The organism is Citrobacter sp. Cpo147 (assembly GCF_030332405.1).
Lineage (GTDB): Bacteria > Pseudomonadota > Gammaproteobacteria > Enterobacterales > Enterobacteriaceae > Citrobacter > Citrobacter portucalensis.
The window spans coordinates 463,614-488,886 of sequence record NZ_JAOWHX010000030.1; the positions used below are offsets into that span (position 1 = coordinate 463,614).

General features: G+C 51.4%; 25 protein-coding genes. 9 read left to right on the top strand and 16 right to left on the bottom strand.

Annotated elements, in window-relative coordinates:
- Positions 1-39 precede the first annotated feature (39 nt).
- Positions 40-900, top strand: coding sequence for a fructosamine kinase family protein (locus OGY06_RS04835; RefSeq protein WP_003030598.1), 861 nt, complete (start codon positions 40-42; stop codon positions 898-900).
- Between the two features lie 64 nt (positions 901-964).
- Here OGY06_RS04835 and OGY06_RS04840 read toward each other — a convergent pair whose 3' ends face one another.
- Complete coding sequence (locus OGY06_RS04840) at positions 965-1,501, bottom strand: YniB family protein (protein WP_008784573.1); 537 nt, start codon at positions 1,499-1,501, stop codon at positions 965-967.
- Positions 1,502-1,667: 166 nt separating this feature from the next.
- On the opposite strand from OGY06_RS04840, the gene hxpB reads away from it, so the two are divergent.
- The 4 genes from hxpB (at position 1,668) to tcyP (ending at position 5,461) form a co-directional block, all read left to right on the top strand.
- A complete protein-coding gene (hxpB, locus tag OGY06_RS04845; protein WP_126956105.1) occupies positions 1,668-2,336 on the top strand; it encodes a hexitol phosphatase HxpB in 669 nt (222 codons plus the stop codon).
- 153 nt (positions 2,337-2,489) lie between these two features.
- Positions 2,490-3,251: a 2-dehydro-3-deoxy-D-gluconate 5-dehydrogenase KduD gene (kduD, locus tag OGY06_RS04850; RefSeq protein ID WP_286604851.1), complete on the top strand. Its 762-nt coding sequence runs from the start codon at positions 2,490-2,492 to the stop codon at positions 3,249-3,251.
- Between the two features lie 83 nt (positions 3,252-3,334).
- Positions 3,335-3,934, top strand: a complete 600-nt coding sequence (locus OGY06_RS04855; protein WP_122973937.1) for a metal-dependent hydrolase — start codon at positions 3,335-3,337, stop codon at positions 3,932-3,934.
- 135 nt (positions 3,935-4,069) lie between these two features.
- Positions 4,070-5,461, top strand: a complete 1,392-nt coding sequence (tcyP, locus tag OGY06_RS04860; protein WP_003832558.1) for a cystine/sulfocysteine:cation symporter — start codon at positions 4,070-4,072, stop codon at positions 5,459-5,461.
- Between the two features lie 65 nt (positions 5,462-5,526).
- Here the strand turns inward: tcyP and cedA are convergent, their stop codons facing one another.
- Positions 5,527-5,790 (bottom strand): cell division activator CedA, encoded by a 264-nt coding sequence (gene cedA, locus OGY06_RS04865; RefSeq protein ID WP_072025560.1) that lies wholly within the window; start codon positions 5,788-5,790, stop codon positions 5,527-5,529.
- A 192-nt stretch (positions 5,791-5,982) separates the two neighbouring features.
- Here cedA and katE point away from each other — a divergent pair, with 192 nt between their 5' ends.
- Positions 5,983-8,241 (top strand): catalase HPII, encoded by a 2,259-nt coding sequence (gene katE / locus OGY06_RS04870; protein WP_286604853.1) that lies wholly within the window; start codon positions 5,983-5,985, stop codon positions 8,239-8,241.
- A 36-nt stretch (positions 8,242-8,277) separates the two neighbouring features.
- Here katE and chbG read toward each other — a convergent pair whose 3' ends face one another.
- The 7 genes from chbG to osmE all read right to left on the bottom strand — a co-directional run bounded on the left by chbG (position 8,278) and on the right by osmE (position 14,190).
- The gene (gene chbG, locus OGY06_RS04875) at positions 8,278-9,036 is read right to left on the bottom strand and encodes a chitin disaccharide deacetylase (protein ID WP_063941492.1); all 759 of its coding nucleotides are present in this window, start codon (positions 9,034-9,036) and stop codon (positions 8,278-8,280) included.
- 12 nt (positions 9,037-9,048) lie between these two features.
- A complete protein-coding gene (locus tag OGY06_RS04880; RefSeq protein ID WP_032943151.1) occupies positions 9,049-10,404 on the bottom strand; it encodes a 6-phospho-beta-glucosidase in 1,356 nt (451 codons plus the stop codon).
- A 124-nt stretch (positions 10,405-10,528) separates the two neighbouring features.
- Positions 10,529-11,371 carry a transcriptional regulator ChbR gene (gene chbR, locus OGY06_RS04885; protein WP_286605208.1) on the bottom strand — a complete coding sequence of 281 codons (843 nt, stop codon included), beginning with the start codon at positions 11,369-11,371 and terminating at the stop codon, positions 10,529-10,531.
- Positions 11,372-11,381: 10 nt separating this feature from the next.
- Positions 11,382-11,729: a PTS N,N'-diacetylchitobiose transporter subunit IIA gene (gene chbA, locus OGY06_RS04890; RefSeq protein ID WP_003832549.1), complete on the bottom strand. Its 348-nt coding sequence runs from the start codon at positions 11,727-11,729 to the stop codon at positions 11,382-11,384.
- Between the two features lie 54 nt (positions 11,730-11,783).
- Entirely contained in the window at positions 11,784-13,142 is a 1,359-nt protein-coding gene (gene chbC, locus OGY06_RS04895; RefSeq protein WP_200010968.1) for a PTS N,N'-diacetylchitobiose transporter subunit IIC, read from the bottom strand.
- A gap of 87 nt (positions 13,143-13,229) precedes the next feature.
- Entirely contained in the window at positions 13,230-13,550 is a 321-nt protein-coding gene (chbB, locus tag OGY06_RS04900; protein ID WP_003832547.1) for a PTS N,N'-diacetylchitobiose transporter subunit IIB, read from the bottom strand.
- A 298-nt stretch (positions 13,551-13,848) separates the two neighbouring features.
- Positions 13,849-14,190: an osmotically-inducible lipoprotein OsmE gene (gene osmE / locus OGY06_RS04905; RefSeq protein ID WP_003030621.1), complete on the bottom strand. Its 342-nt coding sequence runs from the start codon at positions 14,188-14,190 to the stop codon at positions 13,849-13,851.
- A gap of 210 nt (positions 14,191-14,400) precedes the next feature.
- Here osmE and nadE point away from each other — a divergent pair, with 210 nt between their 5' ends.
- Both nadE and cho read left to right on the top strand, forming a co-directional pair.
- Positions 14,401-15,231: an NAD(+) synthase gene (gene nadE, locus OGY06_RS04910; protein WP_267391772.1), complete on the top strand. Its 831-nt coding sequence runs from the start codon at positions 14,401-14,403 to the stop codon at positions 15,229-15,231.
- A gap of 131 nt (positions 15,232-15,362) precedes the next feature.
- Complete coding sequence (cho, locus tag OGY06_RS04915) at positions 15,363-16,250, top strand: excinuclease Cho (RefSeq protein ID WP_286604861.1); 888 nt, start codon at positions 15,363-15,365, stop codon at positions 16,248-16,250.
- Here cho and ves read toward each other — a convergent pair.
- The 7 genes from ves to astC all read right to left on the bottom strand — a co-directional run bounded on the left by ves (position 16,210) and on the right by astC (position 23,998).
- The gene (gene ves, locus OGY06_RS04920; protein ID WP_003832539.1) at positions 16,210-16,785 is read right to left on the bottom strand and encodes an environmental stress-induced protein Ves; all 576 of its coding nucleotides are present in this window, start codon (positions 16,783-16,785) and stop codon (positions 16,210-16,212) included. The two genes, cho and ves, sit on opposite strands and share 41 nt — an antisense overlap.
- A 353-nt stretch (positions 16,786-17,138) precedes the next feature.
- Positions 17,139-17,624, bottom strand: a complete 486-nt coding sequence (spy, locus tag OGY06_RS04925) for an ATP-independent periplasmic protein-refolding chaperone Spy (protein ID WP_149335785.1) — start codon at positions 17,622-17,624, stop codon at positions 17,139-17,141.
- A 349-nt stretch (positions 17,625-17,973) separates the two neighbouring features.
- Entirely contained in the window at positions 17,974-18,939 is a 966-nt protein-coding gene (gene astE / locus OGY06_RS04930) for a succinylglutamate desuccinylase (RefSeq protein ID WP_063941489.1), read from the bottom strand.
- Complete coding sequence (astB, locus tag OGY06_RS04935; protein ID WP_286604864.1) at positions 18,932-20,275, bottom strand: N-succinylarginine dihydrolase; 1,344 nt, start codon at positions 20,273-20,275, stop codon at positions 18,932-18,934. Before astB ends, astE begins: the two co-directional genes overlap by 8 nt.
- Positions 20,272-21,750, bottom strand: a complete 1,479-nt coding sequence (gene astD / locus OGY06_RS04940; RefSeq protein ID WP_126318345.1) for a succinylglutamate-semialdehyde dehydrogenase — start codon at positions 21,748-21,750, stop codon at positions 20,272-20,274. Before astD ends, astB begins: the two co-directional genes overlap by 4 nt.
- Positions 21,747-22,781, bottom strand: coding sequence for an arginine N-succinyltransferase (gene astA, locus OGY06_RS04945; protein ID WP_003832529.1), 1,035 nt, complete (start codon positions 22,779-22,781; stop codon positions 21,747-21,749). Before astA ends, astD begins: the two co-directional genes overlap by 4 nt.
- Positions 22,778-23,998, bottom strand: coding sequence for a succinylornithine/acetylornithine transaminase (gene astC / locus OGY06_RS04950; RefSeq protein WP_286604866.1), 1,221 nt, complete (start codon positions 23,996-23,998; stop codon positions 22,778-22,780). Before astC ends, astA begins: the two co-directional genes overlap by 4 nt.
- A 443-nt stretch (positions 23,999-24,441) precedes the next feature.
- On the opposite strand from astC, the gene xthA reads away from it, so the two are divergent.
- Positions 24,442-25,248 carry an exodeoxyribonuclease III gene (xthA, locus tag OGY06_RS04955; protein WP_003030642.1) on the top strand — a complete coding sequence of 269 codons (807 nt, stop codon included), beginning with the start codon at positions 24,442-24,444 and terminating at the stop codon, positions 25,246-25,248.
- The last annotated feature ends 25 nt before the right edge of the window (positions 25,249-25,273 follow it).

The window sequence follows — 25,273 nt, forward strand, 5'->3', positions numbered from 1 at the left end:
TAACCTTATGATCTGGCAGACAACATGGGGAGAGACATCATGTGGCAGGCTATCAGTCGTCTTTTAAGCGAGCAATTAGGTGAAGGCGAAATCGAACTGCGTAATGAACTGCCCGGCGGAGAGATCCACGCCGCATGGCATTTACGCTATGCGGGGCGAGATTTTTTCGTCAAATGCGATGAAAGAGAGCTGTTAACCGGCTTTACGGCAGAAGCCGATCAGCTGGAGCTACTTTCCCGCAGTCAAACTGTATCGGTACCGAAAGTCTGGGCAGTAGGCGCAGACAGAGATTACAGCTTTCTGGTGATGGATTTCCTCCCTCCCCGTCCGCTTGATGCACATAACGCATTTATCCTCGGTCAACAGCTTGCGCATTTGCACGAATGGAGCGACCAGCCTCAGTTTGGTCTCGACTTCGATAACGCGCTCTCTACCACGCCGCAGCCAAATACCTGGCAACGTCGCTGGTCAACCTTTTTCGCCGAGCAGCGTATAGGCTGGCAGCTAGAACTCGCCGCTGAAAAAGGCATAGCGTTTGGCAATATTGACGCTATCGTCGAACATGTCCAGCAACGTCTCTCTTCTCATCAGCCGCAGCCGTCTCTCCTGCACGGTGATTTGTGGTCCGGGAACTGCGCCCTCGGTCCTAACGGTCCGTACATCTTTGACCCTGCCTGCTACTGGGGGGACAGAGAGTGTGACCTGGCAATGCTGCCGTTACATACCGATCAGCCGCCGCAAATTTATGACGGTTACCAGTCTGTCTCGCCACTGCCGCTGGACTTTCTCGACAGGCAGCCAATCTACCAGCTCTATACGCTGCTGAATCGGGCAATTCTGTTCGGGGGACAGCATTTAGTTGTGGCGCAGAAAGCGCTGGATAGATTACTGGCGGCTTAACGACGTACCGTGTTGCTTATCAGGCCTGCCGTTTCGCAACGTGGCAGGCCCGATAGAGTGGCACTTACAAAAAGCCCAGCAGTGAGAAGAAGAAGTAGCCGATCACGATAACGATCACCGGCAGAATATAAAGCGGGAAAATTTGTAAGAAGATCGTATGGTGCGGTACCACAATTCGCGACTCAAGTTGCTCGCGGGATAATCCTTCACTGCCCTTTGCCTGTTCCAGAATTAGCTGATCCTCAACGCCTTCGCGTAAGAAACGCGCCTGGCGGCTCATTCTGGCGCCTGAGTCCTGCAACGCCAGGCCGATAAAAATCAGAATGAATATCAGCCAAAAAACGAGATTCAGTCCACTTTGAAAATCAGGCGTTGGTGAGTTATACCAGAACACGTTAAGAAAAGGTGTGTTCACCCGCATCATGTCGATCATCACATGGGCAAAATCGAGCATGACCGCGTTAATCCCTTCCTGCTTTTCGCTGTGCGCGTACATAAACTTCAGTACTGAAACCAGCGTTGAAATCAGCGCGGGAATGAAAACCACCCATCCCACCAGCCTTTTCAAGATGGCAATGCGTCCAGCTTGTTGATACGTCATGAGTTCCCCTTGATTAAGACGTGTCATTTTGGCCTAAGTTTACCCGTTGATTACCGTTTTCGCCTGATCTTTAAAGGCGGTATACTGCTGAATTAGCCGTAATGAACGCTCAGAGTCCGTCCAGGCTGGCTCTAATCCCTTTTATCACCGTAAAGGAGAGGTTGTAATGTCAACCCCGCGTCAAATTCTTGCTGCAATTTTCGATATGGATGGGTTACTGGTCGATTCTGAACCGCTTTGGGATCAGGCTGAACTGGATGTGATAGCAAGTTTAGGCGTTGATATCTCCCGCCGCCATGAACTTCCCGATACCCTTGGCTTACGCATCGACATGGTGGTTGATTTGTGGTTTGCGCAGCAACCCTGGAACGGCCCCTCACGTCAGGAAGTCACCGAGCGCATCATTACCCGGGCCATTGCGTTGGTTGAAGAGACAAAACCGCTGCTGCCAGGCGTTCGTGAAGCTGTAGCACTGTGCAAATCTCAGGGAATCAAAGTAGGACTGGCATCCGCTTCTCCGCTGCATATGCTGGAAAAAGTGCTGACCATGTTTGATCTGCGCGATGACTTCGACGCACTGGCTTCTGCAGAAAAACTGCCTTACAGCAAACCGCACCCACAGGTTTACCTCGATTGTGCGGCAAAACTGGGCATTGACCCGTTAAACTGCGTAGCACTAGAAGACTCAGTGAACGGCATGATTGCCTCGAAAGCTGCTCGTATGCGTTCCATCGTCGTACCAGCGCATGAGAATCAGGACGATCCTCGCTTCGTGCTTGCCGATGTCAAACTAACCTCGCTCACCAAACTTACTGCCGCACATCTGCGCGGCTAATCCTGTAACGGGCAATGATCGTATTGCCCGCTTTTTCATTTTTCATCCTTGCATTTTTAAAACGCCGTTTCATTTTAAATTGTATTTCTGTTTAACCTCTCCTATCCTTGCCCTATAGCGCAAGCGTTAATGACATAAATAGTTGAGGTAAACATGATTCAGGAAGCTTTTCGTCTCGAAGGTAAAGTCGCCATCGTCACTGGATGTGACACCGGCCTCGGGCAGGGTATGGCAGTGGCGCTGGCTGAAGCGGGCTGCGATGTAGTCGGCGTGAATCGTAAAATACCGCATGAAACCTCAGAGAAAATTAACGCCCTCGGTCGACGCTTTATGGCCATTCAGGCCGACCTCAGTCACCAAGATGCCCTCACCAGCATCGTGACAAAAACGGTGTCGGCGTTTGGCCGGGTCGATATTCTGGTCAACAATGCAGGAACTATACGCCGTCAGGATGCGCTGGACTTCAGAGAAAAAGATTGGGATGACGTGATGAATCTGAATCTCAAATCCGTTTTCTTTCTGTCGCAGGCTGTGGCGCGTCAGTTTCTGGTTCAGGGCAATGGCGGAAAAATCATTAACATTGCATCGATGCTCTCTTTTCAGGGCGGTATCCGTGTACCTTCCTATACCGCATCAAAAAGCGGTGTTCTGGGCATCACTCGCCTGCTCGCCAATGAATGGGCGGCCAAAGGAATTAATGTCAATGCTATCGCGCCCGGCTATATGGCGACCAACAACACCCAGCAACTGCGCGCAGACAGCGAGCGCAATAAGGAGATTATCGATCGTATTCCCGCAGGGCGATGGGGCACGCCGGATGATCTAAAAGGTCCGGTCGTGTTCCTCGCAAGTCCCGCCTCTGACTATATTCATGGCTATACGCTGGCCGTGGACGGTGGTTGGCTGGCGCGGTAAAGGCGCACTTGTGACAAAGGGTTACAACGTCACCTCTTCCGCCTACTGTATAAAACCCCTATACTGTATGAATCGACAGTTTATTGGGTTTTATCATGACGGCGGAAGGCCACCTTCTTTTTTCTATTGCCTGTGCGGTATTTGCCAAGAATGCCGAGCTAACGCCCGTTCTTGCGCAGGGTGACTGGTGGCATATTGTTCCTTCAGCCATTTTAACGTGCCTGCTGCCGGATATCGATCATCCCAAATCTCTGCTGGGGCAGCGTCTGAAGTGGATATCAAAACCCATTGCCCGGGCATTTGGTCATCGCGGGTTTACACATAGCCTGCTGGCGGTTTTTGCCCTGCTGGCCACGTTCTACCTGAAAGTCCCGGATACCTGGATAATACCTGCCGATGCCTTACAAGGTATGGTACTCGGCTATCTTAGTCACATTCTGGCCGACATGCTGACCCCAGCAGGCGTTCCCCTGCTTTGGCCCTGCCGCTGGCGTTTTCGTCTGCCTATCCTCGTGCCGCAAAAAGGCAATCAACTGGAGCGGTTTCTGTGCATGGCACTGTTCGCATGGGCAATCTGGATGCCGCAAACCATACAAGAGAACAGCGCGGTACGCTGGTCTTCGCAGATGATTAATACGCTACAAATGCAGTTCAATCGTTTCATAACGCATCAGATTGACTAATAAATCAGCCAAAAAGTCATTTTCGGTATAAACAATTCCATTTGAATATAAGAGGCAAGTCACAGTTCTGCTAATCTTGCGCCAACAGAATCACCTTTAAACGGTGATACGTATAATAAGATCAGGAGAACGGGGATGAACTTTCCATTAATCGCGAACATTATCGTGTTCGTAGTGCTGCTGTTCGTGCTGGCGCAAGCCCGTCACAAACAGTGGAGTCTGGCCAAAAAAGTACTGGTCGGTCTGGTCATGGGTGTCGTGTTCGGCCTTGCCCTGCACACCATTTATGGCTCCGACAGCCAGGTTCTTAAAGATTCCGTACAGTGGTTCAACATTGTCGGCAACGGTTATGTCCAACTGCTGCAGATGATTGTTATGCCGCTGGTATTTGCGTCTATTCTCAGCGCCGTTGCACGTCTGCATAACGCCTCTCAGTTAGGTAAAATCAGCTTCCTGACCATCGGAACGCTGCTGTTTACCACGCTGATTGCCGCGCTGGTAGGGGTTCTGGTGACCAACCTGTTCGGCCTGACCGCCGAAGGTCTGGTGCAAGGTGGTGCCGAAACCGCACGTCTGAACGCGATTGAAACCAACTATGTTGGCAAAGTGGCTGACCTCAGCGTTCCGCAACTGGTGCTGTCGTTTATTCCGAAAAACCCGTTTGCCGATCTGACTGGCGCGAACCCGACGTCGATTATCAGCGTGGTTATCTTCGCCGCATTCCTCGGTGTAGCCGCACTGAAACTGCTGAAAGATGATGCACCAAAAGGCGAGCGCGTTCTGGTCGCTATCGATACCCTGCAAAGCTGGGTGATGAAACTGGTTCGTCTGGTGATGCAGTTGACGCCGTACGGTGTTCTGGCGCTGATGACCAAAGTGGTTGCAGGTTCCAACCTGCAGGACATCATCAAGCTGGGTAGCTTCGTCGTGGCCTCTTATCTCGGTCTGGGCATTATGTTCGTGGTTCACGGGATCCTGCTGGGTATTAACGGCGTTAGCCCGCTGAAATACTTCCGCAAGGTATGGCCAGTGCTGACTTTCGCCTTCACCAGCCGCTCCAGCGCAGCCTCAATTCCGCTGAACGTTGAAGCGCAGACCCGTCGTCTGGGCGTGCCTGAATCCATCGCCTCATTTGCCGCCTCGTTTGGTGCCACGATTGGTCAGAACGGTTGTGCGGGCCTGTACCCGGCAATGCTGGCAGTAATGGTTGCACCGACCGTCGGTATCAACCCACTGGACCCAATGTGGATTGCCACGCTGGTTGGTATCGTGACCGTGAGCTCCGCAGGGGTTGCGGGTGTGGGTGGCGGTGCAACATTTGCCGCGCTGATCGTCCTGCCCGCTATGGGTCTGCCGGTCACGCTGGTTGCGCTGCTGATCTCCGTTGAGCCGCTGATCGATATGGGTCGTACCGCGCTGAACGTAAGCGGTTCCATGACTGCCGGTACGCTGACCAGCCAATGGCTCAAGCAGACTGATAAAACGATTCTGGACAGCGACGATAACGCCGAACTGGCGCATCGCTAAGTCTGTCAGCTAAAAAAAACAAAAAACCGCCGGAGTGTCATGCTCCGGCGGTTTTTTTATATCCATTAATCGCTTAGTTCATTTTCCTGGCGAACCTGATTAGCCCAGCGTTGCGCTGATTCCGGGACCGTAAATGCAGGCGAACGTTGAAACGCCTCCCCCATTAAGACAAAAGCGACATATTTTCCGCGCAGTATCCATACGTCACGAAACGCATCCATTTTAACCGCATGCTCTGGTGGCGCGGGCTCCACGCGGGGAACATAGCTGATAACCGGACGATTTTGTTGGCGAAGAGGTTTCATAATCAGTTGCTTCACTAAAGACAAATTCTAAAAATCAGAAAACCGCTATCTTAGCCGATTTTGCCGCCTTGCGTCCTGCCTTGCGTGCGCTGTTTGCCTGGTTCATCGCGCTTTACGTCATCGGCCTGTACCTGCGCCGCTGAGTGAGTGGTCTATAGTTAAAGCTTTTGACAACAACAACGACCCTTTCAGCAATGAAACCAGGAGACGAGTTTAATGTCACAGAATGATAAGCATCCACTCCATCACTCAGCGCCGGTTCATGATGCCAGCGAATCCCAGCCAGGACTTGACTCACTGGCACCCACAGACGGTTCACATCGGTCAACACCTGAACCCACACCGCCAGGTATGCAGCCCACTACGTCCGGCAGTTTAAAAGCGCCAGATATCAAAAGTGACAAACTCAATGCACTGGACAGTTTTCGTAAAGGAAGCGAAGATTTTGCTCTGACAACTAATCAGGGTGTGCGAATCGCAGACGATCAAAACTCTCTGCGCGCAGGTAATCGCGGGCCAACCCTGCTGGAAGACTTTATCCTGCGGGAAAAGATTACCCATTTTGATCATGAACGCATCCCGGAGCGGATTGTACATGCCCGAGGTTCTGCCGCTCATGGTTACTTTCAGTCCTATGCCAACCTGAGTGCGACGACGAAAGCGGACTTTCTAAGTGATGAAAATAAAATCACCCCGGTTTTTGTCCGATTCTCTACCGTTCAGGGCGGCGCAGGCTCTGCGGATACGGTCAGGGATATACGGGGATTTGCGACCAAGTTTTACACTGAAGAGGGTATTTTCGACCTGGTGGGAAACAATACTCCCATCTTCTTTATTCAGGATGCCCATAAATTCCCGGATTTCGTCCATGCGGTTAAACCGGAGCCGCATTGGGCTATCCCGCAGGGCCAAAGCGCCCATGACACCTTCTGGGATTATGTCTCATTACAGCCTGAAACGTTGCACAACGTCATATGGGCAATGTCCGATCGGGCTATTCCGCGCAGCTATCGCACGATGGAAGGCTTCGGTATTCACACATTTCGGTTGATTAATGCGCAAGGGAAAGCCACCTTTGCCCGTTTCCACTGGAAACCGCTGGCAGGCAAAGCCTCGCTGGTATGGGATGAAGCGCAAAAACTTACCGGTCGGGATCCTGACTTTCATCGCCGCGATCTGTGGGAGGCTATCGAAGCGGGCGATTATCCGGAATATGAACTGGGACTACAGCTGATTCCCGAAGAAGATGAATTTAAGTTCGATTTTGACCTGCTCGACCCGACCAAGCTGATCCCGGAAGAGCTGGTTCCGGTGCAACGCGTCGGTAAAATGGTGCTGAACCGCAATCCTGATAATTTCTTCGCCGAAAATGAACAAGTCGCTTTTCATCCCGGACATATCGTCCCTGGCATCGATTTTACTAACGATCCCCTGCTGCAGGGTCGCTTGTTCTCCTATACCGATACCCAAATCAGTCGCCTGGGCGGGCCCAATTTCCATGAAATCCCGATTAATCGCCCGACCTGTCCGTACCATAATTTCCAGCGTGACGGCATGCATCGAATGGACATCGATACCAATCCAGCCAACTATGAACCGAATTCCATCAATGATAACTGGCCGCGTGAAACGCCGCCGGGGCCAAAACGCGGTGGATTTGAGTCGTATCAGGAACGGATTGAAGGAAACAAAATCCGCGAACGTAGCCCCTCTTTTGGCGAATACTATGCGCACCCTCGCCTGTTCTGGCTAAGTCAGATGCCAATTGAACAGCAGCATATTATCGGCGGATTCAGTTTCGAACTCAGTAAGGTTACGCGCCCCTATATTCGGGAAAGAGTGGTCGAACAGTTAGCTCATATTGATACTGCCCTCGCCGAGGCGGTTGCCGATAATCTCGGTTTTAAGCTAACCAAGGAACAGGCCAGCATTGCGCCACCGCCCAACGTTAACGGTTTGAAAAATGCACCGTCACTCAGTTTATATGCAGGTGCGCAAGGTGAGATTAAGGGCCGCATGGTCGCCATCCTACTTAATGACCAGGTGAAATCGAGCGACCTGCTCGCCATCATGCAAGCCCTACAGGCCAAAGGTGTTCATGCCAAATTGCTCTATTCCCGAATGGGTAAGGTAGTTGCCGATGATGGATCTGCCCTGACGATCGCCGGTACTTTTGCGGGTTCGCCATCCCTGACGGTCGATGCGGTTATCGTTCCATGCGGTAATCTCGCGGACATCATTAAGAACGGTGATGCCCGATATTATTTACTCGAAGCGTATAAGCACTTAAAACCTATCGCCCTGGCCGGCGATGCTCGTCAGTTTAAAGCAACGTTGAATATCAAAAATGAAGGAGAAGAAGGTGTGGTGGAAGCGGACAGTGCAGACGCACAGTTTATGGATACCCTGTTGACGCTGATGACCGCACACCGCGTCTGGTCACGTGCCGGAAAAATAGAAACGATTCCCGCCTAAAAAAATGCGGCGCATTAAGCGCCGCAAACTCAGGAATTACACGTTCAGAAAACTGCCAAGACGATAACCGCGCTCCGCAATTGCATATTTCAGTGACGAAGACGTCAGCACGTCGAGCTCAGTTAAGCGGGGGTAACAGTAGGCACTTTGACGAATAATGTCATCGATAAAGGCCGGATGACACATCACTTCCAGCGAAGACTCTCCCCGGTCGACTGACGCATCCAGCGTCTGTAAAAACAGAGCCTCGGAAATCGCTTCGCCGTAAAACTCGCTGCTGAATCCCTGGGAGGTACGTAACGTTTCCGGAAAATCAGACGCCTGAAACACGCTCTGACGATCGATACGCAATGCAATCCCCTTCTGGGCAGCAAACCCGGCTACGATAGGGAAAATTTGCGGGAACATATGCACATGGTGATGGCTATCCAGATGCGTCGGCTCCCGCCCGAACAGGTCAATAAAACGCTGATACTGCGCGGCCAGTTCCTGAGAAATTTCATCCAGCGGCAAAGTATCCTCCTCTGCCATCTGCCAGATCCATTTCCCCAGTAATCCGTCACGGGTAAGGCCCGGCATTGCCGTCAACGGCCTACCCAGCGTCAGAACAAAATGCATTCCGACGGCGAGTGCAGGTATGTCGCGACTCAGCTGTACCGCATGGTCAATCGCCGCACCGTTAACCAATGCCGTTGTCGAGGTGACAACGCCATTACGACAGGCTTCAACAATGCCGTAGTTTTGTCCTTTACTCAGGCCAAAATCATCCGCATTCACAATCAGTACGCGTTCCATAGCCGACCTCAGTTAGTGTTGTTCGCTTTTGAGTTTCTCAATGCACCCGGCGAAGTTTGGCAACCATTTTTCATGCGCCAGGATTAGCTCACGCGCCAGAATCTCGGCATCGCTGTCAGAATGAACCAGCGGACTCAGGTTTAACGCCAGCAGCACATCATTCAGCTCGCCGCTCAATGCCGCATTGCTCGCCGCAACCTCAAAGCCTTTAATGGTGTAGATAAGGCCAAGCACTTTCTCGTCAAAATGGGTAATACGTGGGTGCGGCGTAGCACCGTTACGTCCCAGCGTGCAGGTCATCTCAACCGCCCAGTCCGCAGGAATGTTATCAACGTGTCCATGATGTGGAATGTTGACGTAGTGCTCGGTCTGTTTGTCGTTGTAGATGGCGTTGATCACTTCACAGGCCGCATCGGAGTAATACGCGCCACCGCGCTGCTCCAGCTCTTTCGGCTTAACGTTTAACTCAGGATTTTTGTAGAGGTCAAACAATTGTTTTTCTACTTTTTGTACTACCTGGGCACGTGCGCCGCCCTTATAGTACTCGCCCATTTCGATCGCCAGCATCTCTTTTGGCTTGAAGTAGTACAGCAAATACGAGCACGGCAGCAGCTTCAGCGAACGAATCAACCCTTCGCTGAACGGCAGGTCGAAAATGTTCTTCACGGTGGAAGCTTTCAGTTGTCCAGAAGCCACGCCGTCCAGCAGTTCATCAAAGCGCGATGTACCGTTCACCAGCACGTCTTTAATAAAGACCATGTGGTTCAGACCGAACAGATCGATGGATAAGTCATCACTCTCTTTCAGCGCCAACACATCGCTAATAAACATTTTCATGCCGACAGGAATATTACACACACCGATGAATTTCTTGAAATTCGTGTGACGATAGACCGCTTCAGTCACCATCCCTGCCGGGTTAGTAAAGTTAATCACCCAGGCATTCGGGCACAGTTCTTCCACATCTTTAATAATATCAAAGATAACCGGAATGGTACGCAGACCTTTGAACAGCCCACCCGCACCGTTGGTTTCCTGTCCCAGATAACCGTGGCTCAGCGGAATGCGTTCATCCTTTTCACGGGCTTTCAGTTGCCCTACGCGCAGTTGGGTGGTAACGAAATCAGCATCTTTCAGTGCTTCACGGCGGTCCAGCGTTTTAAACAACTTCATCGGTACGCCGGCTTTGTCGATCATGCGCTGGCAAAGGTCAAAAATAATGTCCAGCTTCTCTTTTCCACCGTCGACATCAACCAGCCACAACTCAGAAACTGGTAATTCATGATAACGCTTAATAAAGCCTTCAAGTAATTCAGGGGTGTAGCTGCTCCCGCCACCGATAGTGACGACTTTTAATTTCTGGCTCATACTTTCTCCCTTCAGTGTAAAAACACTGACGTGTATTATGCTCAACCCGTTTGTCAGGTATAGCGTGGCTGTCCCGACGCTATTTTGGGCAAGCTATAAAAAATGGGTTATTGGCAAATAATATCTACTGATTAAATTCAGTTAATTTCTTACGGTAGCTATTCGGTGTAAACGACGTCAGCTTTTTAAACGTTTTAATAAACAGGCTTGGACTACTGTAGCCAGACTCGTAAGCAATATCCGTTACAGAATAGTTCGTCATTTCCAGCTGTTTTTTAGCAAAGTTAATGCGGATTTCATTAATAATCTGCATCGGCGTTTTGCTGTAATAACGCTGGGTAGCGCGGGTCAGATACTCCTGGGATTTCGCGGACAGGTGTACCATATTTTCCAGCGCATTCTCGCTAAACTGCCGTTTGTCGTGCATGGTCTCGACGGTGGTTTTAAGCCACTGCGGAATATCATCCAGCGCCTGCTCTTCACGATGATGGCGTAACCGATTTATAATATAGAAGGTGACCACTTCTACAAATTCATCCAGCCCGCTCTCACGAAAGTTCAGTGATGCAATAACCGTTTCAATGTAGGTAAGAAACGAGTTATTTGCCCGGTAGACCTGCGATGCAACGAAACAAAATGGCAGCAGCGGGTGATAGTGCTGTTCAAAAAAACGTTTACTGATGCCGACGTTAAGGATCCTTGTCGCACCAAAATCATAAAAACTCTGGTGGTGCGATCCCAACGGGATAAAGACAAAGTCTCCACGTTCGAGCAGGACGCGTTTACCGTTGATTTCCTGATAATAGCGCCCGGTTAAAACCAGGGTAAATTCATAGTAGTCATGCTGATGCAGCCCGCTGATGCTCTCAGTTTTGTTATAGATGAACACATGGAAATTTTTGCCATTAAACAGCTGCTGTTCATAAACGGTTTTGATTTCCGGTGCGTTAATCTGTAGCTGCATTATGCACTCCTCGCTATTTCAGCTTTTCGTGAAGCTCAATCAGTTCAGTCACCAGCTCACGCGCCAGCATTGATGTCATCAGGTGGTCCTGTGCGTGGACCAGCACCAGGCTAACTTTCATTTTACCTTCGCCCTGATCGCCTTCAATCAATTTCGTTTGCACGAGGTGCGCTTCGTTCAGCGCCAGACGAGACTGGTCCATCATGGTCTTAGCTGACTCGAAATCACCCTGCTTGGCCATTTTGAGTGCGCCGTACGCCAGGCTACGCGCCTGACCGGAGTTGATGATGAGGCCCATCACCACTTCTTCAAGTTCTTCTGCTTCTGACTGCGTGTCGACGATGTTCTCGATATCCAACATACTTTTTTCCTCTGGTTCAGTCCGGCATGACCGTAAAGCCATGCCGGATTAAATTTAGAATTTTAATGCGTTAGCGATATCTTCTTCGCTTTCTTCTTGGTCAATAACGTTCTGCGCTTTGTTGGCTACCACCACGAACGGCAGGTAAACCAGCGTTGCGATACCGAGGTTGAACAGCGCGACCAGCAGAGCAGCGACGCTACCGTTGGTGTTAAAGAACGCGCCCAAACCGGTTGGCATAGTCCACGGTGCAATGTTGGTAATCGGTGGAATAATGCCTGAGTAGTAAGCTGCCAGCGTAATCGCCGCCAGAATCGGTTGCACCAGAATGAACGGGATAAACATCACCGGGTTCATGATGATCGGCAGACCGAACAGGATAGGTTCGTTAATCTGGAACAGACCTGATGGCAGTGCCAGCTTAGCAACCTGACGATAGTCAGGACGACGCGATGCCAGGAAGATAGCGATAATCAGACCCAGCGTTGCCCCACTACCCCCAAGGAAAATATAGGAGTCGAGCATCGGCTTCGCCCAGACGTGGAACGTCTTACCGGCTTCCAGCGCGGCATCTACGGAACCAAACTGTTGGTAGATAGAGATGTTTTCCAGCGCCCATGGCGTCATGATACCGCTGTCCAGCGCAGTCAGCGCCAGTGAACCGTGAATACCGAAGAACCACAGCAGCGGAACAAAAATCACGTAGGCCCAGCCCACCACGCTACCCAACGACGCCAGCGGAGTTGAAATGGAATCCATAATGATCTGGTGGAAGTTCGTACCCCAGGTGTTCAATGCCCAGGCGATGATCCCCATAATGGAGAGGATAAGGAAGCCAGGAATCAGCGCAGAGAAAGAGCGCGATACGGATGTCGGTACGCTATCAGGTAATTTAATGACCCAATTGCGACGAACCACAAAGGTGAACATTTCCGCGACCGCAAGGCCGATAATAATACCGGAAATAATATTGGCACCGCCGAGCCAGTTTGCGCCAACGGCATAGGCTTCACCCACGCTATAAGGCGTTACGGTCATAAACGCGGCGACGGATAATAACCCGGCTGCCAGTGAGTCGACTTTACGTTCTTCTGCCAGCGCCATGCCGATAAAGAACGGTGCCATCAATGACATGATACCCAACGTACCGTTATAGACGTTTCCACCAATGCCTTTCAAGCTATTCAAAGTTTCAATAGTTGAAGCATCAAGTCGAATGCCCATTGAATAAAAAAACGCCCCCTCCCCAAAGCTCAGGAAAACGTTATTGATTAATACAAACATGGCCCCTGCGAGGGTTAACGGCATTAAACGAATAAAACCGTTCTTGATTGCATTAACGTGTGGCTGCTTTCCAATTTTTACAGCAAAAGGAAGGAGTACCTTTTCAAGTGAAGCAATAGCGTTACTCATAGAAAAATACCCTTAAATACCGCAATTAATAATTGCGGTGAATGTTAATGAAATAACTCTTTGACGGGAAAAATTAAAATAAAATAATTAATTTGCTGCGGCTTTTTTAATTGCTGCAACAGCAGCCTTAAGCACGCCTAAACCATCGACTTTGCCATACAGCAGCGAGTCAATCACTTCCACAGGCTTGTTGGGTAACAAACGCTGAATTTCAGGCAACATATAAGCAATTTGTGGACCTAATAACACGACATCGGCGACAGGACCTTTTTCTCCGGCCAGCGTTTCAGGAAATGCTTCAATAATAACCGGTACTTCGTATTTTTCGGCCTGAGCACGCATCTTCGAAACCAACAATGAAGTCGACATGCCCGCAGAACAAAACAGATAAATGTGTTTCTTTTCCATTAAAACGATCCTCATGTGCGATTATCTGTCAACCAGACACTCCGCAAGCCATAACCTGCATCCATGCTCTGGGTAACTTGCGTCAGCTAAATTACTTTTTTAGGTGGCTGAAATGAGTATACGGGATTGCACCGGTCGATGGTATTTCCTTGACCAACTAAATTGTCTCTCCTTGACCTGTCGTTATGACCCCCCTCACATTTCGGGTAAATAATTCGCGGCAATAAATAAGATCGTTCGGCACAAAAAAACCGGCACAATGGCCGGTTCTTCTGAATGCTCAGGCAATAAGCAGTTGTTACTTCTTCGCCGCCTGCGGGTCAGTGTCGTACTCTGCGCAGGTCTGGTAACCGGAGTTAATCACATGTCCGGTGTCGTCTAAAGCAACAAAATAGGTTTCAGCTTTACCATCTCGTTGACCCAGGATGTAGGTCTGGCATGTCCCTCGCGCATGAATCATGCTGACTTCAGAAGAAGGTTTACCGGCAATCTGCGCCACCTGCGCCCGGCTCATCCCTTTCTTCACATCTTTCACCACGGGCTGAACAAATTGGTCTTTAGTACGATCGTAGGCCGTACACCCTGCCAACATAGTCAAAACAGCCGCTGCACTCAGAATTCCTGTTAGGTTCTTGTTCATATTCCGTCCTCTTGTATTTCAGCGTGTTATATAAGCCTGGAGCACAACAACACATTTTTCAAGCAATCAGATGATACTTAGGTCGTTTCGGAAAATTCTATTAAAACAAAATGATGTTAGATCAGGCCTGCATCCCTTGTCGTTTGGGTCCCAACGCGTTAGCTTTAACACATCATTTTTTTGATCATTTCATTTTTCGGAGGGGGTTAAATGACTCTGCAGCAAGAGATAATCCAGGCGCTTGGCGCAAAACCGCAAATTAATGCAGAAGAGGAAATTCGCCGCAGCGTGGATTTCTTGAAATCCTACCTGCAAACGTACCCTTTTCTGAAATCACTGGTATTAGGGATAAGCGGCGGACAGGACTCAACGCTCGCGGGAAAACTTTGCCAGATGGCTATTTCCGAGCTTCGCGAAGAAACGGGGAATGACGCGTTGCAGTTTATTGCCGTACGTCTGCCGTATGGCGTTCAGGCTGATGAACAGGACTGCCAGGATGCCATCGCCTTTATCCAACCTGACCGCGTGCTCACAGTAAATATTAAGGGTGCGGTACTGGCCAGTGAACAGGCCCTGCGTGAAGCGGGTATTGAACTGAGCGATTTTGTCCGTGGCAATGAAAAAGCCCGTGAACGTATGAAGGCCCAGTACAGTATCGCCGGAATGACCAGCGGTGTTGTCGTGGGTACCGATCATGCAGCAGAAGCCATCACCGGATTTTTCACCAAATACGGCGATGGCGGTACTGACATTAACCCTATTTTCCGTCTGAACAAGCGTCAGGGTAAGCAGTTGCTTGCCACGCTGGGTTGCCCGGAGCATTTATATAAGAAAGCGCCAACCGCCGACCTCGAAGACGATCGCCCTTCTCTGCCGGATGAAGCCGCATTAGGCGTCACCTATGACAACATCGACGATTACCTGGAAGGAAAAACGCTGGCTGCCGACGTCGCGAAAAAAATTGAAGGCTGGTATCTGAAGACCGAGCACAAACGTCGCACACCGATTACGGTGTTTGATGACTTCTGGAAAAAAGCGTAATTCTTTTAGTCGCATATTGCCGGATAGCACTGGGATCACCGCTGTCCGGCCCCTCCTCCTGGTCTGATGCCGCTTTTTTAATCGGTTTCAAACTGCTATACTGGATGAATAACCAGCATCCGGAGTGAGAAGTGGTACGGCGTCAATCAGCCCCAAGCCTGACATTTGAGGCAGCGGCAATCTATAAATATCCTGAACACCTGCGTCCATTTTTGAGTGCGCTTCCCACCGCACCAGGCGTCTATCTGTTTCACAGTGAAAGCGACACTATGCCGCTCTACATTGGTAAAAGTGTCAATATTCGCAGCCGCGTGCTGGCACACCTGCTTACCGCGGACGAAGCGGCAATGCTGCGTCAGACCAAACGCATTAGCTGGATTTGTACGGCGGGAGAAATTGGTGCCCTGCTGCTGGAAGCGCGGTTGATCAAAGAACAACAGCCGTTGTTTAACAAACGACTGCGGCGCAATCGTCAGCTTTGCGCCTTGCAGCTTACCGACCGAACTGTTCAGGTTGTCTACGCACGAGATATTGATTTCTCCAATGCACCCAATCTGTTTGGCCTGTTTGCCAATCGTCGCGCAGCGCTACAAGCGTTGCAAAGCCTCGCGGATGAACAACAGCTGTGCTACGGCCTGTTGGGGCTGGAACCCCTGAGTCGCGGGCGCGCCTGTTTTCGCTCCGCGCTTAAACGCTGCGCCGGAGCGTGCTGCGGGAAAGAGAGTCATGAAGCGCATCATTTGCGTCTGTTAGCGGCGCTGGAAAGAGTGAGAGTGATTTGCTGGCCATGGAGCAATGCCATTGCACTGCAGGAAACCGGCGCTGAAATGACACAGTACCATATCATCAACAACTGGCTGTGGCTGGGAGCTGTTTCAACGCTGGATGAAGCGACTACCCTGGCGCGTATGCCAGCAGGGTTTGACCATGATGGCTACAAAATTCTCTGCCGGCCTGTTCTGTCTGGTCAATATGACATTATTGAACTGCATCCGGAGAATGCCCCGGCATCCAGTTAATCTCGCTGAACAGCAATTTTCCCTCGCGTTCCAGCAGTCGTAATGTGTGTTTGCCGTCATGCCAGCTCGCACCCTGGTCGGCCGTCAGCAGTTTATCGCCCAGTTGCCATGCACCACTGATAACAAACACCACGCCGCCGCGTGAACCAAAGGTCGTAAAGGTGCGATCGGCCACTCTGACTTTTGCCTGGCAAACATCTCGTCGGGTCATGATATTAAAATCCATCGACATCTGCCCTTCCGTCAGCTTTGCTTTTACCACCTTGTCACCGGCAAAGGTAAAAGGCTGATGCTGTTTCAGGGTATGCGTAAAGATGTTCGTTTCTTCCAGGGTCACTTCTCCACCTTCCAGCAGAGTAATCACACGTTCTACGCCGGGAAAAAGAGAAAACTCACCGTTTGCTGCAATGGAGGCGATACTCGCCCGCCAGTGAAAATCTCGTGTTGCTGGCGGAAAACAGCAAATCTCACGCGTTTCTCCCGCACCATTCCGCCAGAGGTTAACCGGCATTTTGCGGATATCAAAGTATTCCATCATCCCTCCAGAAAGGAGCAGCATGGCAGCCTGCCGTAAACAGACAGCCATAAATCATCATTATTATGTTCACCCTGCAGATTATTGTTATCGGCAGCAGAGTTGATTTGCCTTAGCGATGAACCCGGCATTTTGCAAAAAAGAATAACGCGCTGATCCAGGTAGAATTTTCGCGGGCTTCAGGAGAATAGCGTGTCGTGCGTCCGGTGCAATAGGCAGAAATGAAAAAACCGCCGATCCTGCCCACATCGTTATACGTGTTGTGGACAAGAGCGGCGGTCTTGAGTTTGGTTTCACACTGTGCGGCAATCAGCGCGACACCGTGTGAATGATTTAGTGTAGACGCTGATCGATTACTCGGCAGCTTCCGGCATTTTACCTTTCTGCGCTGCACGTTCTGTCAGACGCTTCTCAAAATTGGCATTAAACTGCTTTTTCTGTTCCGGGGTCAGAATGTTGTAAATTTTGTTCTGAGTTTCCATATGCGCCAGCATGTTGGCTTTGCGCTGTTCTTCCATGTTCGCAATCTGCGCTTCGGCTTTCGCTTTATCGAAGCTATCGCTGGCGATGATGTCGTGCATTGCACGGCGTTCTTCCAGCGGCGGACGTTTCATCTGATCGCGCTGGCCTTTCATGATTTCGCGGATCTGCTGTTTCTGTGCGTCAGTCAGGTTCAGGTCTTTAAACATCATGTCGTGATGCGGGGCAAATTTGCCGTTGTGATGCATCATCGGTTTAGCATCCGCTGGTGCAGCTGTTGTAGTGTCAGCAGCATGAGCCAGGTTCGCAGCACCCAGCGCCAGAGTAGAGGCAACAAACAGAGCAGTCAGTTTACGCATAATTTCTATCCTTTCTTTCAGTTATTTTTACGACACTCATGCGACTCTTATGCAATGTGATGTCGTGTTGACGAGATTAACTTTACCGGCTTAAGCGTCAATTAATCAGAGCAACGGTAAAACAGTGAAAGTGTAAAAAACAAACTTTCATCAATTATGAAGAAAAAAAGAATAAATTGCGGAGAGTTGCAATAAAAAATTACAACAGGATGATTTTGAACGGATTATGAAGAACTATACCTGAACCCTGTTTATTAAGAAAGCAATTCACCAGGAATAATCCGTAATAAATAAAAACAGCACGCAAAAATAAGCCCTAAAGGATAATCCTGCAGGGCGAATATATTGATCACAACTTTTCGAGCATCAATCCGGCACGTAAACCACAGGCCACGTTAGGGTTGGGAAAGAGAACGTATTCAACATCATGGGTGACGATAAAACGTTCATCTCCGTCCTGCGCCAGCAAGGTGCCTTCTTTAAAGGGGGTAAAGTTTAGCGTCTGGTTATCCATGTGGAGAATGAAATCATTGCTACGACGCGTGATTTGCGACACCACGCGATAACGCAGCGGGGATATTTCTCTCGTCGACACCCGTTCACCCCGCAGCAGTTTCTCCAGTGCGTCTGCCGTTTGTGCAAACTGGGTGAGATCGTTTTGTCCAAACGGCAGCGCTTTACCCAGTTCCAACGTACAGGCCAACGCACCAAAATGTTCCCCGCTAAAATGGGTGAACGTGCCGCCAGGCGTCTGATGGAAAACCAGCGCTTCCAGTCCCGCGTCTCCCAGCCATTCAAGGAAATCCTCGTCCCAGGCAACGTTGCGTTGTGGCAATACGCCAAAGCGCAGATGCTGTGAACCGCGAATCGCGGTGTGCAGATCCAGATGCCAGCGCACAGGCTCCTTTGCGCGCGAATAAAAATCTTCCAGACACAGCTCAAGCCCATGGGCTCGGTGCGTTTCTTCACTTGCGGTAAAAATCTGCCACCGACCGCCAAACATACGATTCAGGTCGCTATGACAATATCGTTTTCCCGCAGCCAGCGCCTGCGGGTTTCCCAGAATCACCAGCAGCCGCCATGTCAGTGTCAGCTCGCCGCTAAACAGCCTGGAAAGCAATGAATCGAGTATCTCTACCGGCGCGGTTTCATTGCCATGGATCCCCGCAGACAGCACCAGAGAATGTTCAACGGGTGCAAGCGGCGTCAGTTCCAGAATTCCGTGACCGATCCACTGCCAGTCAAAACCATGAGTGGTTCCTTGCGTTTTCTCTGGAGTGGCGCCTGCGAGCGTGATCGCCAGAAAGTTATCCATGGCGCATCCCCTCCTGCTGGAAAGGATACACTGAGCCGAGGTTGAGCAATTGCGTCAGCGTATCCAGCGCTTCACGCCCCTCGCGCAACAGCTGTGGGTCGGCAAGGTCGGCAGCGGTAAGACGATCGCGATAGTAACGGTCAACCCAGTTATTCAACGTGTTAAACAGCGTGTCGTTCATGATAACCGCCGGATTCACCGCCTGCTGTTCCTGCGGAGTGAGCACCACTCTCAGGCGCAAGCATGCCGGACCACCGCCGTTGGACATACTTTCACGCAGATCGAATACCCGCAGGTCATCGATCGGATTGTCTTCCTCGAGAAGCCGGTTCAAATACCGCCACACGCCAGCATGCTCCCGACACTCCTGCGGCAGGACCAGCATCATCGAACCGTCACTACGACTCAGCAACTGACTGTTAAACAGATAAGTGGTCACGGCATCCTGCACCGACACTTCCGCTGTCGGGACTTCCAGCGGGGTAAAACCTGCCACCTGGCTGCGCAACTGCTCTAACAATGCCTGCTGTCTGACAAACGCCTGCTGATGACAAAACAGCACCTGGCGATTCGACACCGCAATCACATCGTTATGGAACACGCCAAGATCGATAACGTCCGGATTTTGCTGAGCAAAAATGCGCTGATGTGGGTTGACCTGATTCAGTCGCGCGACCGCCTCGCTGGCCTCACGGGATTGCCTTGCCGGATAGCGCTTCGGTTGGGATGCATTGCCTTCTTCACGACCGTAAACAAACAGCTGTACGCCGGGGTCACCGTAATCTCCACCCAGGCGGTTATGGTTTGCCGCCCCTTCATCGCCAAATAGCGCAACCTGGGGTAACGCACCGTGGACCGCAAAGCTATTCTCATCACGGAAAATCGCCCGTAACAATGCTTCGGTAGTAGGCGCTTCCAGTGAACGGTGGAACTTATTATTCAGATTCGCCACCGTCAGATGCACTTTCCTGTCCAGCGAGTCTGCCGAAGGGCAAACCGTTGCCGCATTCGCTACCCACATAGGCGATGCGGAACTGGCACTGGAGAGCCAGTGAGGCGCCTGACGCGCCACTTTATCCAGCACCTGTTCGTCACTGCCGCTAAAACCCAACTGACGCAGAACCGGAATATAAGGCCGCTCGTGGGGCGGGATCACCGCCTGAGGAAATCCCGCATCCGCCAGCGCTTTCATCTTTAGCAGACCTTGCTTTGCCGCCAGACGCGGGTTCGACACCTGAAAACGATGTTTGGTTGAGGCCTCATTACCAAATGACAATCCAGCATAGTGGTGAGTTAGCCCCACCAGACCATCAAAATTTACCTCACGGGCTTTCATAGCTTATCCTCGCGAGAAAAATCCAGTCCGGGGCTAAGCGCCGTTGGCAGCGTTAAGGCCGGGGATTCCAGACTTGCCATCGGCCAGGCGCAATAATCTGCGGCATACCACGCGCTGGCGCGATGGTTCCCGGAAGCGCCTACACCGCCAAACGGTGCGGTACTCGCAGCGCCGGTTAACGGCTTATTCCAGTTGACGATCCCTGCCCGCGCCTCCAACAGTAGCTGTTCGAACTGGCCGCGATCGGGCGAAACTAACCCACACGACAATCCAAAGCGAGTGTTGTTCGCCATACGAATCGCATCATCAAAGCTGTCATAACGCCAGACGCCGAGCAGCGGACCGAAAACCTCCTCATCAGGTACGTTCCCCGCCCCGGTCAGTTCGATGATTCCAGGGGTCAGCAGTGACGTTCCGGCATTTACCAGACGTGGCGCTAACAGCGTACGGCCGCCCAACGACGCCAGACGCTGCCAGGCATCATAGACGTGTTGCGCTGCTTGTTCGGAAATTAGTCCACCCATAAATGGCTGCGGTTGTGCATCCCAGTTGCCGGGCATTAAACGCTGACTAACCTCCACCAGACGCGTCAGGAACGCATCACCCTGCGCGCCTTTTTTTACGAGCAGGCGGCGGGCACAGGTACAGCGCTGTCCGGCGGTGACAAATGCGGACTGAATGGTCAGATGCACTGCGGCATCAATATCTTCCGGATTCTCAATAATCAGCGGGTTGTTGCCCCCCATCTCCAGGGCAAGGATTTTTTCCGGCTGGCCGGATAACTGCTTATGCAGCTGATAACCGGTATTCGCACTGCCGGTAAACAGCAGGCCATCGAGGTCTTCCAGCGCACTCAGCGCCTGCCCCGTTTCACGTCCGCCCTGCACCAGATTCAGCACGCCCGGCGGCAACCCCGCCTGCTCCCACAGTTTTGTTACTGCTTCACCGGTCCACGGCGTCAACTCGCTGGGTTTGAAAATCAACGTATTGCCTGCCAGCAATGCCGGAACAATATGACCATTGGGTAAATGACCGGGGAAGTTATACGGACCAAAAACCGCCAGCACGCCGTGTGGGCGATGGCGCAACGTTGCCGCACCATCCGGTAGTTCACTGTGCTGCTCACCGGTACGGGCATGGTAAGCTTTGACGGAGATGGCGATTTTATTGATCATCGCCGTCAGTTCAGTCGCGGCTTCCCAATGAGGTTTTCCGGTTTCCTTGGCGATAATCTGAGTTAGCTCGGCTTTATTGCTTTCCAGCAATAAAGCAAACTTTTCAACAATAGTCTGGCGTGCGCTGAAAGGCTGTTTAGCCCAACCGGCAAAGGCTGCGCGTGCGGCCTGGCACGCTTGCGTCACCTGCGTTGCATCTGCATCATTACCGTGCCACAGCACATCACCGCTTACCGGGTTGGTTTTCACCCGACGCTCGCCCAGCCCCGTCACCCAGTCACCGTTTATCCATAGTGTCATGCTGTTTTCTCCTCTGCACAAAGACGTACAAAACGTACATGGTCGCCAGCGTGGCATTTCAGGGCGTCCAGTTGCGCCGCCGTCAGCACCAGACGTTGGGTATCCGGGTCTGCGCGAACCAGCATGACGCGGAAGTTTTGATAGTTTTCATTGGCAACCAGACAGGCCGGATATTCGCCGGTTGCTGGCTGACCTTCCGCCACTTCCACCAGCCTGCTTTTACGAATAGCCCGAACCCGGTCAATATCGCATTCCAGCGTTGGCCCGCCGTCGAAAATATCGACATAGTTGCGGTAGCGAAATCCTTCTTTCTCCAGCACCGCCCGCGCCGGGGCAGTTTGCGGATGCACCTGACCAATCACGCCTTGCGCTTCATCAGACAGAAAATGGGTATAAATAGGATGCTTGGGCATCAGTTCAGCAATAAAGGCTTTCTGTCCTGTCCCGCAGAGAAAATCCGCCCGGCTGAACTCCATTGAGAAAAAGCGTTTACCGAGGCTTTGCCAGAACGGCGAGTAACCGTGCTCATCAATCACGCCGCGCATTTCGGCCACGACTTTCTCATTAAATCGGTCGCGAAAGGCCGCCATAAACATAAAGCGCGATTTTGACAGCAAATAGCCGTTGCCTTCTTTTCGCCAGTCCGGATCGAGAAACAGAGTACAAAGCTCGCTGCTACCTGTGTGATCGTTACTCAGAAACAACGTCGGCAGCGCGTTATAGACATTCAGCTCTTTCGAGGCGTGGACCAGGGTACCAACCCGGTAGTTGTACCAGGGATCGTTAAGCCCTACCGCCACCTCAATGGCGCAAATCCCGGCCACGGTTCCGCTGGTACTGTCTTCAAGCACAAACACATATCCCTGCTCACTTTTTGGCAACTCACCGCGCCAGGTTTGGAGTGAACGTTCGATACGCGCCATCAGCGTAGCTTCATTCGCCGGTAGCGAGGTCAACCCGCCGCCGGTCTTACTGGCAAGCTGCATCAACGCGGTGATATCCGCGCGTTCAATGGGACGAATCACCATCATGATGAACCCCCTGCTTTAATGCGTTCGCAGGCCAGCGCAAAGCGATCCAGTCCGGTGGCGACTTCTTCTTCGCTGACGTTGAGCGCTGGCGCAAAACGCACCACGTTAGCGCCAGCGATCAGTACCATCACCCCGGCAACAGCCGCTTCTTGCGAGATGAGTTTCGCTTTCCCGGCAAATTCCGCGTTCAGCACGCAGCCGATCAGCAGTCCGAGTCCACGAATTTCACTAAACAGTCCAAAACGTTCGTTAATGGCGTTTATACGCTCCACAAACCAGTCGTGGCGCTGTTTTACTCCGTTGAGCACTTCTGGTGTATTCACAATTTCCAGCAATTTACCTGCCACCGCCGTCGCCAGCGGGTTTCCGCCGTACGTTGTACCATGTGTACCAACCGTCATCACACTGGCGCAACGCTCTGTCGCCAGCAGTGCGCCGATGGGGAAACCCCCGCCCAGCGCTTTTGCTGTCGTCAGCAGATTCGGCGTCACGCCGTAGTGCATATAGGCATACAGCTCCCCGGTACGGCCAACGCCGGTCTGAACTTCATCAAAAATCAGCAGCGCATTATGGCGATCGCATAACTCACGTAGCCCCTGCAAAAAGGCTTTTGTTGCCGGTACCACACCGCCTTCACCCTGCACAGGCTCCACGATAACCGCACAAGTAGTGTCATCAATGAGTTGGCTGGCAGAATCGAGATCGTTGTATACGGCATGACGGATATCCGGCGGCAGCGGCGCGAAATCCTGTGAGTAGGCAGGTTGTCCTCCGGCGCTGACGGTAAACAGCGTGCGGCCATGGAAAGCATTTTTAAACGCTACAATCCCGCTCTTCTGGCTGCCAAAACGATCGTGGGCATATTTACGCGCCAGTTTTAGTGCCGCTTCGTTGGCTTCTGCGCCGGAGTTACAGAAGAAAATGCGCTCGGCGAAGGTGGCGTCAATCAGCTTTTTCGCCAGACGCAGTACCGGCTCGTTGGTGTAGCCATTTCCCGTATGCCAGAATTTGCTCGCCTGGTCGTTTAATGCCTCGCGCAATGCCGGGTGGGCGTGACCCAGCGCGTTAACCGCAATGCCTCCCGCGAAATCGATATACTCTTTACCCTGTTGATCCCACAGACGTGAACCTTCACCCCGCACCGGAATAAAAGGGGCCGGAGCATATACGGGCATCATCCATTCATCAAATTTTTCACGCGTAATTGACAGAGACATAGCGACCTCAACGGTAAATAAAAGGTTATTTATATGTTAATAAATATAGTGTTTGCGGTGTAAATGTAGATTGCAGGGTTCGTGCCAGCCAGCGAAAAAGTGCATAAACGGAGGTCGATGACGGAATATCAACAGGTTACAACGTGGCGATATTCACTGCATGTGCATATAAAGTGAATATGTTTGCGCATCAGGCGACCAAACAGAGGAAAAAACGCAGTTTTATTCAGTCGCCAAATATAATTCTGGAATTGTGATCGTATACGAAATTTTTCGGAAATTATTGCTCCATTCCGACGCGCTTCGCGCCAAAACGGTGCAGTTTTTGCTCCATCGTTAACACCATTAGCAATCATTGTTGGAATCAGGTGACAAGAAGCAGTCAGCCTGCAGAAATTCTGCTACCATCCTTGCACTATTCATCTTGCAAAGTGGCAGCGACTATGAAATTTGTCTCTTTTAATATCAACGGCCTGCGTGCCCGTCCCCATCAACTGGCAGCCATTGTCGAAAAACACCAACCGGATGTTATTGGCTTACAGGAGACAAAAGTCCACGACGATATGTTCCCTCTCGAAGAGGTAGCAAAGCTCGGTTACAACGTCTTTTATCACGGCCAGAAAGGTCATTACGGCGTGGCGTTGTTAACGAAAGAAACGCCAATTGCGGTACGTCGTGGCTTCCCGGGCGATGACGAAGAAGCGCAGCGTCGTATCATCATGGCAGAAATTCCGTCCCCTCTGGGCAGCATCACGGTGATCAACGGCTATTTCCCGCAGGGCGAAAGCCGTGACCATGAAACCAAATTCCCGGCCAAAGCCGCGTTTTATCAGAACCTGCAAAACTATCTGGAGACTGAACTGAAGCGCGACAATCCGGTATTGATCATGGGCGATATGAATATTAGCCCAACCGATCTCGATATCGGCATTGGCGAAGAAAACCGTAAACGCTGGCTGCGTACCGGTAAATGTTCCTTCCTGCCGGAGGAGCGTGAGTGGATGGAACGCCTGCTGGGCTGGGGTCTGGTGGATACTTATCGTCACGCAAATCCTGAAAAGAATGACCAGTTCTCGTGGTTCGACTATCGCTCAAAAGGCTTTGACGATAACCGTGGCCTGCGTATCGATCTGCTGCTGGCGAGCAACCCATTGGCGGAACGCTGCGAAGAAACCGGCATCGACTATGAAATTCGCAGCATGGAAAAACCGTCCGACCATGCGCCTGTATGGGCTAAATTCCGCGTCTGACCTTCTGCGTCTTTTTACTCTCCAG

What these genes read in the sequence shown, in the direction of transcription:
- osmE (WP_003030621.1), bottom strand. Translation starts at nt 14,190, where the DNA reads ATGAACAAGAACCTAACAGGAATTCTGAGTGCAGCGGCTGTTTTGACT.
- OGY06_RS04840 (WP_008784573.1), bottom strand. Translation starts at nt 1,501, where the DNA reads ATGACGTATCAACAAGCTGGACGCATTGCCATCTTGAAAAGGCTGGTG.
- chbG (WP_063941492.1), bottom strand. Translation starts at nt 9,036, where the DNA reads ATGGAACGCGTACTGATTGTGAATGCGGATGATTTTGGCCTGAGTAAA.
- astE (WP_063941489.1), bottom strand. Translation starts at nt 18,939, where the DNA reads ATGGATAACTTTCTGGCGATCACGCTCGCAGGCGCCACTCCAGAGAAA.
- katE (WP_286604853.1), top strand. Translation starts at nt 5,983, where the DNA reads ATGTCACAGAATGATAAGCATCCACTCCATCACTCAGCGCCGGTTCAT.
- OGY06_RS04835 (WP_003030598.1), top strand. Translation starts at nt 40, where the DNA reads ATGTGGCAGGCTATCAGTCGTCTTTTAAGCGAGCAATTAGGTGAAGGC.
- spy (WP_149335785.1), bottom strand. Translation starts at nt 17,624, where the DNA reads ATGCGTAAACTGACTGCTCTGTTTGTTGCCTCTACTCTGGCGCTGGGT.
- OGY06_RS04880 (WP_032943151.1), bottom strand. Translation starts at nt 10,404, where the DNA reads ATGAGCCAGAAATTAAAAGTCGTCACTATCGGTGGCGGGAGCAGCTAC.
- hxpB (WP_126956105.1), top strand. Translation starts at nt 1,668, where the DNA reads ATGTCAACCCCGCGTCAAATTCTTGCTGCAATTTTCGATATGGATGGG.
- astB (WP_286604864.1), bottom strand. Translation starts at nt 20,275, where the DNA reads ATGAAAGCCCGTGAGGTAAATTTTGATGGTCTGGTGGGGCTAACTCAC.
- astC (WP_286604866.1), bottom strand. Translation starts at nt 23,998, where the DNA reads ATGTCTCTGTCAATTACGCGTGAAAAATTTGATGAATGGATGATGCCC.
- astD (WP_126318345.1), bottom strand. Translation starts at nt 21,750, where the DNA reads ATGACACTATGGATAAACGGTGACTGGGTGACGGGGCTGGGCGAGCGT.
- chbA (WP_003832549.1), bottom strand. Translation starts at nt 11,729, where the DNA reads ATGTTGGATATCGAGAACATCGTCGACACGCAGTCAGAAGCAGAAGAA.
- chbB (WP_003832547.1), bottom strand. Translation starts at nt 13,550, where the DNA reads ATGGAAAAGAAACACATTTATCTGTTTTGTTCTGCGGGCATGTCGACT.
- chbC (WP_200010968.1), bottom strand. Translation starts at nt 13,142, where the DNA reads ATGAGTAACGCTATTGCTTCACTTGAAAAGGTACTCCTTCCTTTTGCT.
- ves (WP_003832539.1), bottom strand. Translation starts at nt 16,785, where the DNA reads ATGGAATACTTTGATATCCGCAAAATGCCGGTTAACCTCTGGCGGAAT.
- astA (WP_003832529.1), bottom strand. Translation starts at nt 22,781, where the DNA reads ATGATGGTGATTCGTCCCATTGAACGCGCGGATATCACCGCGTTGATG.
- xthA (WP_003030642.1), top strand. Translation starts at nt 24,442, where the DNA reads ATGAAATTTGTCTCTTTTAATATCAACGGCCTGCGTGCCCGTCCCCAT.
- nadE (WP_267391772.1), top strand. Translation starts at nt 14,401, where the DNA reads ATGACTCTGCAGCAAGAGATAATCCAGGCGCTTGGCGCAAAACCGCAA.
- kduD (WP_286604851.1), top strand. Translation starts at nt 2,490, where the DNA reads ATGATTCAGGAAGCTTTTCGTCTCGAAGGTAAAGTCGCCATCGTCACT.
- tcyP (WP_003832558.1), top strand. Translation starts at nt 4,070, where the DNA reads ATGAACTTTCCATTAATCGCGAACATTATCGTGTTCGTAGTGCTGCTG.